The sequence below is a fragment of the Acetobacterium sp. KB-1 genome, assembly GCF_003260995.1.
Classification (GTDB): domain Bacteria; phylum Bacillota; class Clostridia; order Eubacteriales; family Eubacteriaceae; genus Acetobacterium; species Acetobacterium carbinolicum.
The window spans coordinates 1,989,410-2,007,046 of the sequence record NZ_CP030040.1; the positions used below are offsets into that span (position 1 = coordinate 1,989,410).

Consider the following 17,637-nt stretch of genomic DNA (forward strand, 5'->3'; position numbering starts at 1 on the left):
CACATTGTCCACAGGGAAAACCTATGTTCTCCACAGTTTTATACAATTATTATCAACAAATATAAAGTTATCCACAGTTTTTCTGTTGGCGTATCTTGTGTCTCATCCCATAAAAAAAATCAAGATCTAGGATCTCGATTTTTTTATCCGCTATTCTTTTGTGTTCAAAGCAGCTTTTACAAAGCTCTGGAACAACGGATGGGGTTTATTGGGGCGGGATTTAAACTCCGGATGCGCTTGAGTCGCAACAAACCAGGGGTGATCTTTTATTTCAATCATTTCAACAAGAACCCGGTCAGGTGACATTCCCGAGAATATCATCCCCTTTTCTTCAAGTTGCGCAAGATAATCATCATTGACTTCATAGCGGTGTCGATGCCGTTCGCTGATGTTTTTCTCACCATAGGCTTCTTTCGCTTTTGAACCTTCCAACAACTCGCAGGGATATAATCCCAAACGCATGGTCCCCCCCATATCAATAATTTTTTTCTGTTCTTCCATCAGATTGATAACTGGATAAGGGGTTTCCGGATCCAGCTCTATACTATGAGCACCGGCCAGACCGACTACATTTCGGGCAAACTCAATGACTGCCAACTGCAAACCCAGACACAGACCTAAAAAAGGCACCTTATGTTCTCTGGCATACTCAATGGCATGGATCTTGCCTTCCACACCCCGGTGGCCAAAGCCGCCGGGCACTAGGATGCCATCCAGATCTTTAAGCACCCGATCAACATTTTCTTCATTGATGTCTTCAGAATGAATCCATTTAATAACAACCTCAGAGTTGTTACCAATACCGCCGTGACGCAGGGCTTCTGCCACGGAAAGATAGGCGTCATGGAGTTCGACATATTTACCAACTAAGCCAATGGTAACCTTGTTTTCCAGACTTTTCGCCTTTTTAACCAGGTCTTTCCATTCGGTCAGGTCCGGTTCTTTACAATCGATATGAAGTTTTTCACAAACCAATTCGGCCAGACCTTCTTTTTCAAGCATCAGGGGTACTTCATAAAGCTCTGCGGCATCCATATTAACAACCACGGCTTTTTTATCGACATTGCAGAAGAGGGATATTTTCGCCTTTAAACCTTCTTCCACTTCCTTTTCGGAACGGAGCACAATAATATCCGGCTGAATTCCGATGCTCCGCAATTCTTTTACCGAATGCTGGGTTGGTTTGGTTTTCAGTTCGCCCGCCTTTCCAAGATAAGGAAGTAGAGTAACATGAATGTACAAGACATTTTCAGCGCCCAGATCGCCCTTAAATTGACGAATCGCTTCCAGATAGGGCAGACTTTCAATATCCCCGACTGTTCCGCCTATTTCGGTAATCACCACATCTGGATGGCTGTAGTCGGTGACGCGAAGAATCCCTTCTTTTATTTCATCGGTAATATGGGGAATAACCTGAACAGTTCCCCCTAAATAGTCACCCCGACGTTCTTTTGAAATCACATTCCAATATACTCTTCCGGTGGTAACATTGCTAAACTGGGACAGGTTTTCGTCGGTGAATCGTTCATAGTGACCCAGGTCCAAATCAGTTTCTGCCCCGTCATCGGTCACAAAAACTTCCCCATGCTGATAAGGACTCATGGTTCCGGGATCAAAGTTCAAATAAGGATCAAATTTCTGGATCGAGACCTTTAAGCCTCTGGACTTAAGTAATCGACCCAACGATGCACTTGTAATCCCCTTTCCTAAAGAAGATACTACTCCACCAGTGACAAAAATATACTTAGTTTGCATTAATTTTCAGGCTCCTTTTTCTTTTACATTTTCTTGATTATTCCAATAAAAAATCACTGCAAAAAATGAGTTTTTTTTTTGCAGTGATGCAATTAACAATACTATTCTATTTTAACGGTTTTTAAAAAAAATACAATAAAAATTTTGTTTTTTAATATCAATTTTTTTATAATACCATTTTTTTCTTAAAGAATAAAGAAAAAAACACAAATAAAATGACACAGTGATCCTAAAATAACAAAAATGTGAAACAGTTCGTGGAATCCAAAGTTTTTACCAAAGTTTGGTTTTTTAATGGCATAGATGACACCGCCAATGGTATACATCACGCCACCCCCAACCAGAAGCATAAATCCCGGCCGCGGCAAAGCCTGATAGAGGGGACCCAAAACAAAAAGGGCAAACCAGCCCAGAAAAATATAGAGTCCGGTTCCCAGCCACCTGGGCATATTGATCCAGGCTACTTTAAGAATAATCCCAATCAACGCGACTCCCCAGATCGCCACCATCATCGTCACCCGCATGGTTCCGGTTAGACAAAGGAGACAAAAAGGGGTATAAGTACCCGCAATCAAAATGAAGATCATCGCATGATCCAATTTTTTAAGATGTAGAATTTTTTGCTGATCCCCCTGGGCGGCATGATAGGTAAAGCTGGTGGCATAGAGACAAATCAGCCCCACCCCAAAGGCCAGGACCGAAATCAGGGTTAATGGGGTCACATTATCATTCACAATAATTAAAATCAACATGGCAATGATACCAAACACAGATAGAATAGCACCAATTAAATGGGTTAACGCATTTATTGGTTCTCTAAACTGATTCATATTTTGTCCTTTCTGTTACTGAATAGTTCTTTTCTTTCACTATACCACACTTTCCCGAGTTCATGCAACCATGATTCCACTTCACTCCATTGCGTAAAAAACACCCGAGAAATCAATTACTGACTCAAGCGGGTGTTTGCTCAAAGAGTGCTTTATCGCTTACACTGGGCGAACCGCTACCCCGTCAAAATCATTATGGGTGGTCACCTGACCCGGTGGAATAATACAAAATCCCTCTTGCCACTGACCGGTTACCAATTTTTCCAGCGGGGAAATACTGCCCTGATCCACCACCACCTCCAGACCGATGAGCTTCCCGATATCCGTAACGCGGGGCAGGTGCAAATCCACTGCATAAGCCCCGGTATCGATGAGCATCAGCTTTTTATAATGTTTAAACATGATGTCCATAACCCGCCTGGCCCGACTTTCACCGTATTTTTCCAGATTGTGTTGGAACTCCTTGTCAAGTGACTTTTCCCCCCTTAACCATCCCTGTGTCAAGAAATAGGTGGATGTGCGAATCCGCTCCAGATTTTTTTTCTCTGAAAGAAGAATATCGATGCAATCCCCATAGCGGGGAATGATCATCGTCGCCGTTTCGCTTTTTAGCCCCAATAGTCCGTTTCCGCAATTACCATAAGCAAACAAAAGCTCATTATAGTTATCTTCTGCTTTATCAATTTCTTCCTGAAGGGCCGTTTTTAACCGTTCCGGAGAGTCGTGGAGTAAATTGGACATCCAGATGGTTTCCAGTTTTACACCAGTGTGTTGCAATGCCATTTCAACTTCATCCCGAATGGTTTCACAGGCGATTAATAGTCTTTTCATTTATTTTTTACACCTTTTTTCTGTTTACTCTTCCAAGAGTATTATTTATGTACTATTTTTCTGTCCTATATCCAGTATAACCAAGAATCCTTTGTTTTCAAGATAAATTTCTGATAAAATTTCCCCTCGATATTTTTTTGTTGTTAACTCACTTTATGTTATAATGTCATCGTGAATTAATCTTAATTTTAGGAGAAAAAAATGGATAAAAGTTTATTCCGAAAAGAAACCCTGGCGCGTCGTAAAGAAATTTATAGTGCTGACACCGATGCTAAAATTATCGAGCAATTTCTAAATAGCGATCTTTATAAAAAAGCCAACTGGATTATGACCTATATAAGCTTTGGGACTGAAATCTACACCCATGATTTCATCAAAAAAGCCTTAGCTGATGGCAAACACATTGTCGTTCCGATCTGCAACATTTCCGATCATACGATTACCCTCTCAGAGCTGATCAATTTTCCGGATGATCTGGAAGAAGGTCATTATGGGATCTTAGAAGTACGTGAAGATTGCCTGCGGATTGTCGATCCTAAAAAGCTCGATCTGGTTATGGTTCCCGGCTGCGCGTTCTCACCCTCTGGACACCGGATGGGTTTTGGTGGCGGTTATTATGATCGTTTTCTGGAAACCATCAGTGACGACTGCGTCACCGTTGCGCTGATTCGGGAAGACTTCATTTTTGAGACCATCCCGATGGAAGAACATGACAAAAGTGTTCAATTCATGGTTACCGAAAAATGCATCAATTGTTGTCCCATTCAGGAGGATTAATTTAAAATGAACGTTACCGAAGCCATCAGCTACATTGAAGCAACCCATAAGTTTGGCACCCGATTAGGACTAGAAAGCATGCGTCTGTTACTGGGTGTCATGGACAACCCCCAGGATAAACTCAAGTTTATCCACATTGCCGGCACCAATGGAAAAGGGTCCACCGCCACCATGATCGCCACCATCTTAAAGACCGCCGGATACAAAACCGGTTTGTTTACCTCTCCCTTTCTGGAGGCTTTTAACGAACGGATACAGTTAAACAACGCGCCTATTGATGATGACAGTCTGGTCTCTGCCACCCTTTTTGTTAAACAGCGGATTGAAATCCTGCTCGAACAGGGCGAACCCCATCCCACTGAATTTGAAATGGTTACCGCCGTCGGGCTCCAGTATTTTTATCAACAACAGGTTGATGTTGTGGTTCTTGAAGTGGGTTTGGGCGGACGACTTGACGCCACCAATATCATCAACGATCCGCTGGCGGTTGTGATCATGGGTGTCAGCTATGATCACACTGATTACCTGGGGAACACCCTGGCTGAAATCGCCTTTGAAAAAGCCGCGATTATTAAAGAGGGCTCCGATGTTATTGTTTACCCCCAGGACCCCGAAGCCTTAACGGTAATTCTTGATTTCGGTGCCGCCAAAAATGCCAAGATGGTTCTGGTTAATCCGGATGACATTTCCATTTTAAGCCATACCACCGACAATCAAACCCTTAAATACCGGGGTGATCATCTTTATCTGGATGGTTTTTGTTTAAAACTTCTGGGCGATCATCAAGCGCTTAACTGCCTGACTGCTCTGGAAGTTATGGCCCTGCTTAACCGTAAGGGATATACAATCAGTGCGTCTGATATTAAAAAAGCATTGGCCACCGTCGTCTTTCCCGGACGTTTTGAAATCTTTTTGAAAAATCCGGTGGTCCTTATTGACGGCGCCCACAACAGCAATGGGATTCAAGCTTTTGTGAGCAATATCAACCAATATTTTGCCAACCGCACCATCAACTTATTTTTTGGGATGTTAGAAGATAAGGACATTGAGGAATCTTTGTCTTATCTGGTGCCCATCGCCAGCACCATTCATACCCTGACTCCCAACAGTGACCGGGCCATGCCGGCAGAAAAAATGGCCGCACTGATTCACACGAACTACGGAAAAAGTGTCGATTTCTACGACACCATGGAAGCCGCTGTTAAAAGCATCGACCTAACCAGAAAAGACGAGGTTAATGTTTTTGTCGGCTCGCTTTATATGATTGGGGAAGCCCGAACCCTGATCCGGGAAAATTTGCTGTAAGCATAAAAATAAAGCCAATGATTAATCAATTGTCCGTCTTTAGACAGATAAGACTAATCATTGGCTTTTTTATTGCGCCAGGGCGCTGGTCAGCAGTCGGATCACCGCTTCTTTATCCGGTGCATGAAAGAGTTCGTTCCGGATCACCGTGGCATGATGAAGACCTTTGGTATAGGCTGCCAGATGCTTGCGCATTTCCCGGAGCCCGGCGTCTTCATTTTTAAGAAGCGCCAGCAAATCGATATGCCGAATGGCAACTTGAACCCGTTCTTCCGGTGTCGGTTTTGCGAGGACTGTGCCGGTCTTTAAATAATGGTTGATTTCGCGAAAAATAAAGGGATTGCCAATAGCTGCCCGACCGACCATCAGACCATCGACCCCGGTTTCTTCCAAAGCCCTTTGCGCCGCTTCACCGCTGTTGATATCGCCATTTAAAATTATCGGTATCCCGGCATTTTTCTTGACCTCGGCAATCATTCCCCAGTCGGCCTGACCCGAATAATAAGCTTCCCGGGTGCGGCCATGGATCGTTAAGGCCGCCGCACCAGCTTGCTCAACGCCTTCTGCGATTGCTCTGATATTGATATTCTGCTCATCCCAACCGATTCTGGTTTTTACAATCAGCGGCTTTTCTGAAGCTTGTGCCAGTGCTCTGACCACCTTGAAAAACAGCGCCGGCGTTTTTAACAAGGCTGATCCTTCGCCGTTTTTAGTAATCTTGGGCGCCGGACAGCCGGCATTAAAATCTAAAAATGCGTAGTCGGTAATATTGATATCATCACGAACGACTTGGGCTAGAATTTCCGGGTCGGATCCGAACAGTTGAATCCCTGCTGGCGCTTCTTTTTCACAAGTCAGCATTAAATCGGCCGTCTTATGATCTTTATAATATAAACCCTTGCCGCTGATCATTTCTGAAAAGACCACCCCTGCTCCAAATTCTTTAGCAATCAACCGATACGGCAGATTGGTATAGCCTGCCATCGGTCCTAAAAAAAGAGGGGTTTCAATTGAAACATCCCCAATTTTAAGTCGTTTATTTTTTTGTGTTTTTATTTCTTCCCTGTTCATCCTGTTTACCGATAATTTTTGTCATGAATAATCTTAAGCCCTTTAAGTGACAGTTGGGGATCATAGACGTTAATGGATTTTGTCTCCTGATAAAAAAGCCGGCCATAACCACCGGTTGCCACCACCTTCATATCCTTAACACCGGTTTCTTTTTTGATCTGTTCGATGATATACTCCACCTGACCGATATAACCATAGACCAAACCCGCCTGCATGCTGGTAACCGTATCTCGGGCCAGTATTGATGGGGGCTTCTTAATCTCGATATTGGGCAGCTTGGCGGCATTCTTCCAGAGCGCATCAACGGCAATCTGAATCCCGGGCGTCGTTACTGCGGCCGCAAAAGCACCTTCCTTAGTGACGTAATCAAAGGTGGTTGCGGTACCAAAATCGGTCACAATCACCGGCCCACCATAAATGCTATAGGCGGCCACAGCATCCACAATTCGATCTGCACCCACTTCTGATGGATCTGAGGTGTTAATGGGCATCCCAGTTTTGATTCCCGGCCCCACTACCATCGGTTCCAGACCAATATATTTCTTGATGCCATTGGTCAGTGAATACATAATGTTTGGCACAACTGACGCAATGATCACACTGCTGACTTGATCCACCGATATCTCTGAGTTTCTGAAAAAAGATTTAATTAATACCCCATATTCATCTGAGGTACGCGGTGTTTTGGTAACAAAACGCCAGGAGTATGGAAGTTCATCCCCGACCATCACCGCCAACTCTGTATTTGTATTTCCGACATCAATCCCTAAAATCATGTTTCCTCCTAAAGACTCCGCTTTTTTAAAACCTTCTCGTTGAATCGGGTTTTATCGACAATAAATCGGTGGTGAATGGCTTCGCCAATTTTTTCGACTGTATCCCAGGCGTCAATATCAAAAGTCAAGGCTCGTTTTTCAATCGATACCAGCGTCGCTTTGATATGGATTTCCATTCCCACCGGTGAGGCCCCTAGATGTTTTAGCTCAATACAGGTTCCCACCGTGGTATTCGTTTCAGACTGGGTTGCTTCCACCCCTTCATAGGCAACATTTTCCATCCAGGCCACCAGCCGGGGCGTAGCCAGCACGGCTTCGCCACCGCTGCCCATAGCCAGAGCGGTATCTTCTTTATTGACAAAAAATTTCTTTTCATAACTGGTTCCAACTTTCAGTTCTTCCATTTCATCCTCCTCGTCCTGTTTCTTTTATTTTAACCGATCGAATCAATTAATATCTTAAAAAAAGCCGTTATAAAAACGGCTTTTATTTATTCTAATTATTCAATTTCAGCTTCGATCTCAACTTCAACCATTTTTTCTTCTTCTGGCTGTCCTTCTTCATGATGTTCTTCAAACAAGGCTTTGAATTCTTCACCGGTTACGGTTTTATCTCTTAGTAAACGGGTAGCAATTTCTTCCAGCTTTTCCTGATGGGTTTCGAGAATGGAACAGGCCCGATCAAAAGCATTTTCCACAATGGTGCGAATTTCCTTATCAATAACAGCTGCCACTTCTTCACTGTAGTTACGCGATCTTCCCAGATCCCGACCCAAAAACACTTCGCCACTCTCCGGATGCCCGAAGGTCATGGGTCCGAGATGTTCGCTCATGCCCCATTCGGTTACCATGCTTCTGGCAATGTGAGTGGCGCGTTCAATGTCATTACTGGCGCCTGTACAAATATCGTCGAGGGCAATTTTTTCAGCCGCCCGTCCGCCCAGCAGACCACAGATGTTCTCAAGCAATTTGCTTTTACTCATATGCTGACGATCATCATCCGGCAGCGACAAGGTGTACCCTGCAGCCATTCCCCGAGGAATAATCGAAATCTCATGAACCGAGTCACAATTGGGCAGCAGGTGCATAACAATCGCATGTCCGGCTTCGTGATAAGCGGTGATATGCAAATCATCCTCGTTAATAACCTTGCTTTTCTTTTCAGGACCGGCAATGACCCGTTTAATCGCTTCTTCCAGTTCAATCATGGTGATCGATTTACCATTATGTCTGGCTGTCAAAAGTGCTGCTTCATTCATCAGGTTTTCCAGATCAGCTCCGGTAAAGCCCGGTGTTCCTTTGGCAATGGTGCCCAGATCGACTGTAGCATCCAGTGGTTTATCTTTTTTATGAACATTGAGAATTTCTTCCCGGCCTTTTACATCGGGTATACCAACCGTAACTTGTCGGTCAAATCGTCCCGGTCGCAGTAAAGCCGGATCCAGGATATCCGGACGGTTGGTCGCGGCAATAATAATAATGCCTTCATTGACGCCAAAGCCATCCATTTCAACCAGCAATTGATTCAGGGTTTGTTCCCGTTCATCATGTCCACCGCCGAGGCCGGCACCACGATGACGACCGACTGCATCAATTTCATCAATAAAAATAATACAGGGGGCGTTTTTCTTGGCATTTTCGAAAAGGTCGCGCACACGAGAAGCGCCGACCCCGACAAACATCTCGACAAAGTCTGAACCACTGATGGTAAAAAAGGGTACCGCCGCTTCCCCAGCCACTGCTCTGGCTAACAGGGTTTTCCCGGTTCCCGGAGGGCCTACTAAAAGAATCCCTTTGGGAATACGGGCCCCCAGTTTTCGGTAACGATCCGGCGCCTTTAGGAAGTCAACAACCTCTTCAAGTTCTTCTTTTTCCTCATCCGCACCAGCAACGTTTTTAAACGTCACCTTGGTTTCTCCCTCAACGTGAAGTTTTGCCCGACTTTTTCCAAAGGACATCACTTTACCGCCACCGCCGCCAGCCTGTTGGCTGAAGACCAGGAAAAATACCACCATCAATACAATCAGTACGACCGACGGAATTAATGAAATCCACCAGGAATCCTGCTGTTTGGTAATTGCAACCTCCAAACCATTTTCATAAATATATGGCGTAACCTGTTCATCAATTACATATTGAGGGACTACCGCCTCAAACGCTTCTCCATTTCGTAACTGGCCTTTGACCGTTGAGTTGTTTATTTCAATCTCAGCGACTTGATTGTTTTTCAGTTCGGTGAGCAACTCGCTATAAACGATGGTTTTAACCTCTTCCTTCATGGGGTTTAAAAAGGTTACCGCAACAATAATGATTAGTAGGATTACTAAATAAAATCCAATCATTTTAAGGTATTTATTCAAAAGACATCACTCCTCTCAAGTTTGTATTCTTTTTTTTACTGTTATTTTTATTCATATATTTCTCGTTTTAAAATCCCGATAAAAGGAAGGTTTCGGTACTTTTGATCATAATCCAAGCCGTACCCAACGACGAACTCATTGGGAATTTCAAAGCCGATATAATCAGCAATAACGCGCTGTTCTCGACGTTCTGGCTTATCCAGCAGCGAACAGACCTTGACCTCTTCTGCCCCCAGACTTTCAAAGCGGTTCAATAAATAGTTCAGGGTGTTTCCGGTATCAACGATATCTTCAACCAGCAAAATACTCCGCCCGTTGACATCCATCGATAAATCAGTTTCCAGTTCAACGACTCCAGAACTGCGCGCTTTCGCACCATAACTGGATGCTTTTAAAAAATCAATCTCCACGGGAATCGGGATTTTTCTGATCAGATCAGCCATAAAAACCGACGACCCTTTTAGAATACCTATTAAAATCGGATATTTTCCGCGGTAGTCTTTCGTTATCTTTTCGCCAAGTTCTGAGACACGTTTCTCCAATGCCTTTTCATCAATCAAAATTTCCTGAATATCGGCTATCACACTTTTCTCCTAACATAAGGTATGTTACCCTAATTATATTTTTTGTATCATCATCGGCCAAAAATCGCTGATTGATAGCATGACCTAAAATCCACACCACCTCGTGATCGATCACCAGCAACGGAATTTCATTTCTTCGGTCTCGGTCAATTTTTTTATCAATGTAATACTTTTTAATGGTTTTCTTCCCAGTCATACCCGAAGGATAAAAATAATCGCCAGATCGCCGGCTGCGTAAAACCAATATGTCCTTTATTTTATCATAATCAAAATATTTTTCACTATGATTTTTGATTTCTTTCGAAAAAATACACCTTTTTTTTCGAAATTCATCCTGGCTAACAAACTTTGTCTCCACAATCAGGTGTTCTTTCGAAAAAAGATAGGTTTTATTGGGAATAATCCGCTTAGGTGATATGAAAAAACCTTCGCTTTTTTGTTTTTCTGTCACCAACACCCGGTCATAACGGCGGATTATTTGGATCTCATGAGGGAAGTGGATTTCCCATATAGTTTTGTCGCTTTTTAGTAAACTATAAAAAGCAGTGATATGATTGTACTCAATTTCCTTTAAACTACCCTTAAATTTAAAAATCGACCGCCGCAGGATTTCTTTCTGAACCACCGGTTCTTCATTTAACCAACGCTCGCGGTTAAGTAACACCTGGTTTTCTTTCTTGGTCAGAATATGATCTTCAATCTGATCCACATATTTCTCAAAAAACGCCTCATATTCATTGGCAATTTTGCAAAATTCATTAAAATGAACTTCAGCCCTGGGATTAATCTCTAAAATCATCGGCATAATATCCAGGCGAATTTTATTGCGGGTATAATCTCTTTGCAAGTTAGTGGCATCGGTACGAAATGCCAGTTTGTTGATTTCACAATAATTCAGAATTTCCTTTTTTTGCAGACAGAGAAAGGGACGAATATATAAATTATCGCGGCTGGCCTTAATGCCGGACACACCCTTAACACCGGTACCCCGGATCAGACGCATCAGCATCGTTTCGGCCTGATCGTTGATATGATGGCCCATGGCAATCCGATTATATCCATGTGTCGCGGCAATGGCCATAAAAAAAGCGTAACGCTCTTTACGACCCGCCTCTTCAACAGAAATCTGCTCGTCCTGAGAAATTACTCCAATATTACGCTGGCGTGAAAAAAAAGGGATCTTTCGATCCTGACAGAATTTCTTTACAAAAGCTTCATCCTCATCGGCGTCGGGTCCCCGGAGTCCATGGTGAAGATGGGCGACACCAATAAAGATATGAAACCAATTGGCAAATTTATCCAAAAAATACAATAAAGCCAGCGAATCTGCTCCCCCGGATACGCCGATGAGAACATGATCGCCAGCCTCTAAAATTCCCTGTTCTTCAATATACTGAATTACTTTTTTCTCCATGGTTTCACCACTTCAATAAATTCTCTTGCTAACTTTTTAAGTAAAAAAAATGGTGGTCGCAACAGGGCTCGAACCTGTGACCCCCTGCTTGTAAGGCAGGTGCTCTCCCAGCTGAGCTATGCGACCACAAAAAACTGGTTTATGATTGATACAAATTAAGTGGTGACCCCTAGGGGACTTGAACCCCTGTTACCGCCGTGAAAGGGCGGTGTCTTAACCGCTTGACCAAGGGGCCATAGATAAGTACAAATTTTTATGGTAGCGGCGAACGGAGTCGAACCGCTGACACTACGGGTATGAACCGTATGCTCTAGCCAACTGAGCTACGCCGCCATGAAAAAGAATTTTTAAATTTGGTTGCGGGAGCAGGATTTGAACCTACGACCTCCGGGTTATGAGCCCGACGAGCTACCAAGCTGCTCCATCCCGCGATGTAATTAATTGAGCAAGTAAAAGTGGCGATTTTAAAATGCAATCATTTTAAAAAGTGGTGCCGAGGACCGGAATCGAACCGGTACGGTCGAAAGGACCGCAGGATTTTAAGTCCTGTGCGTCTGCCAGTTCCGCCACCCCGGCACTTTTTCGTCCGTCCCCTTGCTCAAGGGACAAGTGTTATTATACGCCCATTCAAACCTAATGTCAAGCTTTTTTAAAAAAGAATGTTTTTATTTATTTTCCATAATAAAACGGCGATAGGCTGCGCCTTCGAGGTTATCATAATCACAGACGGTAAAAATAGTTTCACCGGTAATTTTAAAAATATTTAACAGTAAAAAGGCCCCGGCCAGAATTATGTCGGCCCGTTTCGCTTCCAGACCTACCATATTTTGCCGTTCTTTGATGGTTTTACCAGCCAAACGCTCAATCAGGCGTTCCAGCTCGTCTTTGGTAATGGTGCTCTCATGAACCATCTCGCTGCAGTAGGTCTTTAATTCCTGCTTGATCGTCGAAAGACTGGTCGCGGTTCCGCCAATGCCAATAAGTTTATAAGGCTTGGTTGGCAAAAAATCTTTTGTTCTTTTTTCAAACTCAGCATAAATTCGCTCATTCATCCGTTCCAGTTCCTGGAACGTTGGCGGATCAGAGAAAAGATATTCTTCGGTACAGCGGACACACCCCAGATTAATGCTCATCATTCTTTTTATTTCATTGTCTTCCCCATAGATCAATTCGGTACTGCCACCGCCAATGTCAAAGATCAGAATTTTTTCTTCAAAGCACTGTGACACCCCGACAAAACCAAGTTCTGCTTCCGCTTCTCCCGAAATAACCTCAATGTTAAAGCCCAACTTTTCTTTAACCGCATCAAGATAAGCAACAGTATTTTCAGCATCCCGCATGGCGCTGGTGCCAAACAAATAAAATTCTTCGACGTCATAATCAGCGGCAATGTTTTTATACTCTTCCAGCGCTTCTAAGTTTCTTTTTTCCGCATCGGGATGAAGCCGCCCGGTTTGATTGACACCCTGGCCCATCCTGGTATAACGAACGGATTTATTAACGCGAACCAATTTCCCATGGTCATTTCGAAAGATTAGCATCCGGGTCGAATTGGTCCCAATATCAATCACGGCCAGATGCCGTTTTTTTTCTTTTGTTACCATCTGATCAAGTTCTGCACCATCTAAAGTACTTTCACATTTATTGTTCAACTGTTTTTCCATCACTTTCTGCAGCATTTTCCTGGCTTTCCAAAATCACTATGGTTTCATCTGGATAATACAAACCAAGATATTTACGCGCAAAATTTTCCACATAATTCTTGCTGCCCATTTGTTTAACCTGTTCATCTAATTGATTGCTTCTAATTTTTTCGTTTTCAATTTCTTGAGCAATGTTAATCTTCTGCTGATCCAGTTCGTAGATTTTTATGGCATTGGCCAGATAGATGTAGGCGGTAAATACGATCGCCACAATGATTGCCAAGGCAATAATCATTCGACGTCTGATCAAACTTTTCGTTTTTTCATTCATTTTTTTCTTCATTTCCGGTGGAGCAATTTATAATTCCCGATACATCTCTCCTGCTTTATCTTTAGGAGCATGTTCCAGGCATTCAAGAACCTCCACCTTTTGTTCTCCATCACCATAACGGATGGTAATAATGTCCCCAGGCTTCACCTGATCCCCGGCTTTAGCGAGCTTGTCATTAATGGAAATACGACCCCCATCACAGGCGTCTTTTCCCACTGTTCGACGTTTGATAATTCTGGCATTTTTTAAAAATTTATCAATTCTCATAGTTTCCTCATTAATTTTAAATCAAAAAGCTTAAAACAAAACCCTAAATAAAACAAAAAGCCAGAGCATTGCCCCGGCTTCTGTTGTAACTTTTCTTACTTATTTACTTCATCCTTAAAGCCTTTGCCTGCTTTAAAGCCAGGGGCTTTAGAGGCCGCTATTTCGATGGGCTCTTTTGTTCGTGGGTTAAGACCTGTACGTGCTGCACGTTCTCTAACCTCAAAGGTTCCAAAACCTACCAATGATACCTTGTCTCCATTTTTCAAGGCATCTACCACAGTGTCTAAAAAAGCACCTAATGCTTTTTCTGAATCTTTTTTTGATAAATCCGATTTTTCTGCCATTTGGGCAATTAATTCTGATTTGTTCATTTTTTCCTCCATCTGATAGTTTCCAGTATTCTATTTTAATATTATACGCGTGTTCGCCTGCAAATTACAAGTTTTTTTTGCTTTTTTCCGTTTTTTCCGCTGTTAAAGCCCTTTCGACCGGTTCCAGGCCTCATCTAACTGCTCAAAAGTATAGGTTCCAGGCCTCATCTAACTGCTCAAAAGTATAGGTTCCAGGCCTCATCTAACTGCTCAAAAGTATAGTTACTTAAGGATTTTTTCTCTTGACTGGCAACTTTCTCCATTTTTTCAAACCGATCGATGAATTTTTCTGTCGCCTTCCTTAACACCATTTCCGGCTGAAGGTTGAGTAGTCGGGACACATTGACCACTGAAAAAAGCAGGTCGCCCAACTCTTCTGCAATCTTTTGGGCATCATTTTCTTCAAGTGCCGCTCTTAATTCCAGGCTTTCCTCGTCGATTTTTTCAAGGGCCGCAACGGGTTCCTTCCAGTCAAAGCCAACTTTAGCAGCCTTTTTCTGAACCTTATAAGCTTCCATCAACGCCGGCAGTGCTTTGGGTATTTTTTTCATTTCCGCTGCCAGTCCAAGGCTTTCACCCGTCTCACCCTTTTCTTGCCGTTTGATCGCGTCCCAGTTGGTTTCAATCTGATCCGGATTAAAGCTGCTGGCCTTATCACTAAAAACATGGGGATGACGGCGGATCATTTTTTGATTGATCCCGCTAATCACCTGGTTGATATTAAAGCGGCCAGCCTCACTGGCTATTTCAGCGTGAAAGATAATCTGAAATAAGACATCCCCCAATTCTTCAGCCAGGTTATCCCAATCCTGATTATCGATGGCTTCTAAAACCTCATAACTCTCTTCCAGCAGATAACTTCTCAGGCTTTCATGGGTCTGACTCTGATCCCAGGAACAGCCACCTTCGCCCTTTAGCGTCTTCATCATCTCAATGGTGCCCAAAAACCCCTGATAAGCTTTGTTTTCGGCGGGAATATACAGACTGGTCAGGTGATTGATGGCAGCTACCCGATCCAGCTCATAGAGACAGATATCGATTATTTTTTCCTGGCCGGGAATCCCGGCATTGATCAGCAGGACTACCCTTTTTTCGGGATCATAAATCTCCATTAATTGCAGCTTAAGCTCTGAAGCCATGTGCTGGTTATAGACCTGAGTCACCAAGGTCCCAATCCGGGGATCTGGCGGATTCTTGACGCAATCAAAGGCGTCGATAAGTTTTAGCCCCTCAATGGGATCCTTTTCCAGACTGTTCAGGGCCACATCAACAAAGCTGACACCGGGATAAATCCGATAGTCGATGCCTTCTTCTTTGGCCGCAACGATTAGTTTTTCAACCGTTTTTTCGCCAAAAAGTGGGTTTCCAGGAACGGCATAAACCAACCTTTCGGTTTTTTTTGCCGTATCGATCAGCGTCTTTACAATTTTATCATAAACCCCTAAAAAGGAGCCTTCCTGCTCATAATAGCAGTCAAAACTCTGATAACTGATGGCTTCTTTGTCAATAAAATCCATTACTGGATGAATCGCCGTGCGAAAAAAATTGGGACTGGCGTCTTTTAATAATTGTAGTGTTTCTAATGTAATCTGGCCCGGACTGCCCGGGCCCAAACCAACAATATCTATTTGGTGCATGCTTTTATTTCCTTTCTGAATCGATTACGGGTGCCTGATCCGATGTTTTTTGCGGCCCGGAACCAGTCGCTCTAGCCGGCGAAAAAAACGTAATAAGGTTCGGCTTCCCGGCAGTACTTTTATTTCATCTTCCGTTATCCCCTTGATTAAGATCAGCACAAAAGAGTAAACGAAGATACCGATGAATACTGCAATCATAAGGCCCATAAATCCCCCCAACAAAGAAGCGATCCCCTTGTAGGTAAAGAATACCGCAATCCCCATCACGATAGCCGCCACCAGCGGTTTCAGGGCCGTGTGGATAAAATCAACCTTAATGTGGGTGTAACGCTTAACCGACGCGTAATTGGCCGCAGTCAGATAAATAAAGGTAATCACACTACTAATGACAATCCCCTGAATATTGAAAAGAGGAATCGACAGAAATATCCAACCGGTGATAAAGCGGATAATAATCGCTACACCCAGATTAATAAGCGGGATGCGAAACCGGTCGATTGATTGGAGGATACTCTGAAAGGTGTTGGATAGCATCATAAAAATCGTCGCATAGGCAAAGGTGCATAAAATAAATCCGCCATAAGGCGATCCTGGAAAGAGCAGATCAAAGATGCCATAGGATAACACCGACAAGCCAATACAGGAAGGAAACGCCACCAGCAAAATAACCCGTATTGCCAGTAAGATCTTTTGATTCATGGCTTTCCGGTCATGCATCGCAAAGGACTCGGAAATCGCCGGGATCATCGCCACCGCCAGATTACCACTGATGAGCAAAGGCAGATTAATGAGTTGCTCGGCATTGGTAAAGTCGCCAAACATCATCGTGGCGGTTATTTCATCAATACCAGCCACTCCCAGCCGCGACACGTAAATAAACGAGTCTACAGTGGAAAACATCGCTACTAAAGCCGATGTCAAGGTAACCGGAATTGAGATAATGACCAGTCGTTTCAGCAGTGCCCGGTTGGAACGCTGCCGTTTTCGGGTTCTCGTTTTTAGCAGCCGTTTATTTTGGGTCACGAAGCTACGGTAGAGATAGGCCAGTAAAATAGCCGCCACCAGACCGCCGATCGTGGCACCAAAAACCGCCCCACCAACCCCCAGACCAATACCAAACTGACCGACAAAAACCCAACATAGAAAAACGCCCAGAAAAACCCGGACAAACTGTTCCAGAATCTGTGAAACCGCTGTCGGGGTCATGATCTGAAAACCCTGAAAAAAGCCCCGAAAGGCTGCTACAAAGGAAATAAACAAGGGTGCCAGAGCAATGGCCACCAGCGCCGGATAGCTTTCTGCCGTCCAGCTGGCTGTTTCAATAATCCATTCGGCGCCAAAAAATAAAAACAGACTGGACAAGGTTCCCAATATCCCCAAGATTAAAATTGATAGTTTGAAGACCCGATGGGCAGTTGCATATTCATTTTTAGCGATACTCTCGGACACCATTTTTGAGATCGCCACCGGAAAGCCGACCGTGGAAACCATCAGCAATAAATTGTAGATGCTGGTGACATTCCCATAGATCCCATTCCCATAACTGCCCACCATCTGGTATAGGGGAATCTTAAAAAAGAGGCCCAACAACCGCGATAAAATCCCGGCTGCGACCAGAATACTGGCACCTTTTAAGTAATTTGATGATCGCTTTGTCATAGATAAACCTCTTTTGTATGTTGTTGC

The 17,637-nt window shown here is 43.6% G+C and carries 17 protein-coding genes and 5 tRNA genes; 2 read left to right on the forward strand and 20 right to left on the reverse strand.

Annotation, left to right across the window (positions count from 1 at the left end; genetic code table 11):
* Nucleotides 1-150: 150 nt before the first annotated feature.
* From DOZ58_RS09280 to DOZ58_RS09290, 3 genes are all read right to left on the reverse strand, one after another.
* On the reverse strand, nucleotides 151-1,755 hold the full coding sequence (locus DOZ58_RS09280) for a CTP synthase (protein ID WP_111888028.1): 1,605 nt from the start codon (nucleotides 1,753-1,755) through the stop codon (nucleotides 151-153).
* Nucleotides 1,756-1,940: 185 nt separating this feature from the next.
* The gene (locus tag DOZ58_RS09285; RefSeq protein WP_111888029.1) at nucleotides 1,941-2,585 is read right to left on the reverse strand and encodes a hemolysin III family protein; all 645 of its coding nucleotides are present in this window, start codon (nucleotides 2,583-2,585) and stop codon (nucleotides 1,941-1,943) included.
* Between the two features lie 159 nt (nucleotides 2,586-2,744).
* Entirely contained in the window at nucleotides 2,745-3,416 is a 672-nt protein-coding gene (locus DOZ58_RS09290) for a DUF1638 domain-containing protein (protein WP_111888030.1), read from the reverse strand.
* Nucleotides 3,417-3,617: 201 nt separating this feature from the next.
* Between DOZ58_RS09290 and DOZ58_RS09295 the strand changes: the two genes are divergently transcribed.
* Both DOZ58_RS09295 and DOZ58_RS09300 read left to right on the forward strand, forming a co-directional pair.
* On the forward strand, nucleotides 3,618-4,193 hold the full coding sequence (locus DOZ58_RS09295) for a 5-formyltetrahydrofolate cyclo-ligase (protein WP_111888031.1): 576 nt from the start codon (nucleotides 3,618-3,620) through the stop codon (nucleotides 4,191-4,193).
* Nucleotides 4,194-4,199: 6 nt separating this feature from the next.
* Complete coding sequence (locus DOZ58_RS09300; RefSeq protein WP_111888032.1) at nucleotides 4,200-5,498, forward strand: folylpolyglutamate synthase/dihydrofolate synthase family protein; 1,299 nt, start codon at nucleotides 4,200-4,202, stop codon at nucleotides 5,496-5,498.
* Nucleotides 5,499-5,567: 69 nt separating this feature from the next.
* Here the strand turns inward: DOZ58_RS09300 and dusB are convergent, their stop codons facing one another.
* From dusB to DOZ58_RS09385, 17 genes are all read right to left on the reverse strand, one after another.
* The gene (gene dusB, locus DOZ58_RS09305; RefSeq protein WP_111888033.1) at nucleotides 5,568-6,569 is read right to left on the reverse strand and encodes a tRNA dihydrouridine synthase DusB; all 1,002 of its coding nucleotides are present in this window, start codon (nucleotides 6,567-6,569) and stop codon (nucleotides 5,568-5,570) included.
* A 5-nt stretch (nucleotides 6,570-6,574) separates the two neighbouring features.
* Nucleotides 6,575-7,345 carry a type III pantothenate kinase gene (locus tag DOZ58_RS09310; RefSeq protein ID WP_111888034.1) on the reverse strand — a complete coding sequence of 257 codons (771 nt, stop codon included), beginning with the start codon at nucleotides 7,343-7,345 and terminating at the stop codon, nucleotides 6,575-6,577.
* An 8-nt stretch (nucleotides 7,346-7,353) separates the two neighbouring features.
* A complete protein-coding gene (locus tag DOZ58_RS09315; protein WP_111888035.1) occupies nucleotides 7,354-7,749 on the reverse strand; it encodes a thioesterase family protein in 396 nt (131 codons plus the stop codon).
* 95 nt (nucleotides 7,750-7,844) lie between these two features.
* Entirely contained in the window at nucleotides 7,845-9,686 is a 1,842-nt protein-coding gene (gene ftsH, locus DOZ58_RS09320; protein WP_111889726.1) for an ATP-dependent zinc metalloprotease FtsH, read from the reverse strand.
* Between the two features lie 65 nt (nucleotides 9,687-9,751).
* Nucleotides 9,752-10,288 (reverse strand): hypoxanthine phosphoribosyltransferase, encoded by a 537-nt coding sequence (gene hpt, locus DOZ58_RS09325; protein WP_204355384.1) that lies wholly within the window; start codon nucleotides 10,286-10,288, stop codon nucleotides 9,752-9,754.
* Nucleotides 10,257-11,702, reverse strand: a complete 1,446-nt coding sequence (tilS, locus tag DOZ58_RS09330) for a tRNA lysidine(34) synthetase TilS (protein WP_111888036.1) — start codon at nucleotides 11,700-11,702, stop codon at nucleotides 10,257-10,259. Before tilS ends, hpt begins: the two co-directional genes overlap by 32 nt.
* Nucleotides 11,703-11,752: 50 nt before the next feature.
* Nucleotides 11,753-11,828, reverse strand: a tRNA-Val gene (locus DOZ58_RS09335).
* Between the two features lie 34 nt (nucleotides 11,829-11,862).
* Nucleotides 11,863-11,937: transfer RNA gene (locus DOZ58_RS09340), tRNA-Glu, on the reverse strand.
* A gap of 21 nt (nucleotides 11,938-11,958) precedes the next feature.
* Nucleotides 11,959-12,035, reverse strand: a tRNA-Met gene (locus DOZ58_RS09345).
* A 21-nt stretch (nucleotides 12,036-12,056) separates the two neighbouring features.
* Nucleotides 12,057-12,133: transfer RNA gene (locus tag DOZ58_RS09350), tRNA-Met, on the reverse strand.
* 57 nt (nucleotides 12,134-12,190) lie between these two features.
* A tRNA-Leu gene (locus DOZ58_RS09355) sits at nucleotides 12,191-12,278 on the reverse strand.
* Between the two features lie 89 nt (nucleotides 12,279-12,367).
* Nucleotides 12,368-13,366 carry a Ppx/GppA phosphatase family protein gene (locus tag DOZ58_RS09360; protein ID WP_242988461.1) on the reverse strand — a complete coding sequence of 333 codons (999 nt, stop codon included), beginning with the start codon at nucleotides 13,364-13,366 and terminating at the stop codon, nucleotides 12,368-12,370.
* Complete coding sequence (locus DOZ58_RS09365; protein WP_111888037.1) at nucleotides 13,344-13,688, reverse strand: septum formation initiator family protein; 345 nt, start codon at nucleotides 13,686-13,688, stop codon at nucleotides 13,344-13,346. The genes DOZ58_RS09360 and DOZ58_RS09365 overlap by 23 nt, the downstream gene beginning before the upstream one ends.
* A gap of 15 nt (nucleotides 13,689-13,703) precedes the next feature.
* Nucleotides 13,704-13,943 carry an RNA-binding S4 domain-containing protein gene (locus tag DOZ58_RS09370; protein ID WP_111888038.1) on the reverse strand — a complete coding sequence of 80 codons (240 nt, stop codon included), beginning with the start codon at nucleotides 13,941-13,943 and terminating at the stop codon, nucleotides 13,704-13,706.
* A 95-nt stretch (nucleotides 13,944-14,038) separates the two neighbouring features.
* Nucleotides 14,039-14,326: an HU family DNA-binding protein gene (locus tag DOZ58_RS09375; protein ID WP_305781823.1), complete on the reverse strand. Its 288-nt coding sequence runs from the start codon at nucleotides 14,324-14,326 to the stop codon at nucleotides 14,039-14,041.
* 164 nt (nucleotides 14,327-14,490) lie between these two features.
* Nucleotides 14,491-15,951 carry a nucleoside triphosphate pyrophosphohydrolase gene (mazG, locus tag DOZ58_RS09380; RefSeq protein WP_111888040.1) on the reverse strand — a complete coding sequence of 487 codons (1,461 nt, stop codon included), beginning with the start codon at nucleotides 15,949-15,951 and terminating at the stop codon, nucleotides 14,491-14,493.
* 24 nt (nucleotides 15,952-15,975) lie between these two features.
* Nucleotides 15,976-17,610, reverse strand: a complete 1,635-nt coding sequence (locus tag DOZ58_RS09385; RefSeq protein WP_111888041.1) for a polysaccharide biosynthesis protein — start codon at nucleotides 17,608-17,610, stop codon at nucleotides 15,976-15,978.
* Nucleotides 17,611-17,637 lie beyond the last annotated feature (27 nt).

Excerpts from the sequence above, each read along its gene's own strand:
- dusB (WP_111888033.1), bottom strand. The coding sequence starts at position 6,569 with ATGAACAGGGAAGAAATAAAAACACAAAAAAATAAACGACTTAAAATT.
- DOZ58_RS09375 (WP_305781823.1), bottom strand. The coding sequence starts at position 14,326 with ATGGAGGAAAAAATGAACAAATCAGAATTAATTGCCCAAATGGCAGAA.
- ftsH (WP_111889726.1), bottom strand. The coding sequence starts at position 9,686 with ATGATTGGATTTTATTTAGTAATCCTACTAATCATTATTGTTGCGGTA.
- mazG (WP_111888040.1), bottom strand. The coding sequence starts at position 15,951 with ATGCACCAAATAGATATTGTTGGTTTGGGCCCGGGCAGTCCGGGCCAG.
- DOZ58_RS09370 (WP_111888038.1), bottom strand. The coding sequence starts at position 13,943 with ATGAGAATTGATAAATTTTTAAAAAATGCCAGAATTATCAAACGTCGA.
- DOZ58_RS09365 (WP_111888037.1), bottom strand. The coding sequence starts at position 13,688 with ATGAAGAAAAAAATGAATGAAAAAACGAAAAGTTTGATCAGACGTCGA.
- DOZ58_RS09295 (WP_111888031.1), top strand. The coding sequence starts at position 3,618 with ATGGATAAAAGTTTATTCCGAAAAGAAACCCTGGCGCGTCGTAAAGAA.
- DOZ58_RS09315 (WP_111888035.1), bottom strand. The coding sequence starts at position 7,749 with ATGGAAGAACTGAAAGTTGGAACCAGTTATGAAAAGAAATTTTTTGTC.
- DOZ58_RS09290 (WP_111888030.1), bottom strand. The coding sequence starts at position 3,416 with ATGAAAAGACTATTAATCGCCTGTGAAACCATTCGGGATGAAGTTGAA.
- tilS (WP_111888036.1), bottom strand. The coding sequence starts at position 11,702 with ATGGAGAAAAAAGTAATTCAGTATATTGAAGAACAGGGAATTTTAGAG.
- DOZ58_RS09385 (WP_111888041.1), bottom strand. The coding sequence starts at position 17,610 with ATGACAAAGCGATCATCAAATTACTTAAAAGGTGCCAGTATTCTGGTC.
- DOZ58_RS09300 (WP_111888032.1), top strand. The coding sequence starts at position 4,200 with ATGAACGTTACCGAAGCCATCAGCTACATTGAAGCAACCCATAAGTTT.
- DOZ58_RS09310 (WP_111888034.1), bottom strand. The coding sequence starts at position 7,345 with ATGATTTTAGGGATTGATGTCGGAAATACAAATACAGAGTTGGCGGTG.
- DOZ58_RS09285 (WP_111888029.1), bottom strand. The coding sequence starts at position 2,585 with ATGAATCAGTTTAGAGAACCAATAAATGCGTTAACCCATTTAATTGGT.
- DOZ58_RS09280 (WP_111888028.1), bottom strand. The coding sequence starts at position 1,755 with ATGCAAACTAAGTATATTTTTGTCACTGGTGGAGTAGTATCTTCTTTA.
- DOZ58_RS09360 (WP_242988461.1), bottom strand. The coding sequence starts at position 13,366 with ATGGAAAAACAGTTGAACAATAAATGTGAAAGTACTTTAGATGGTGCA.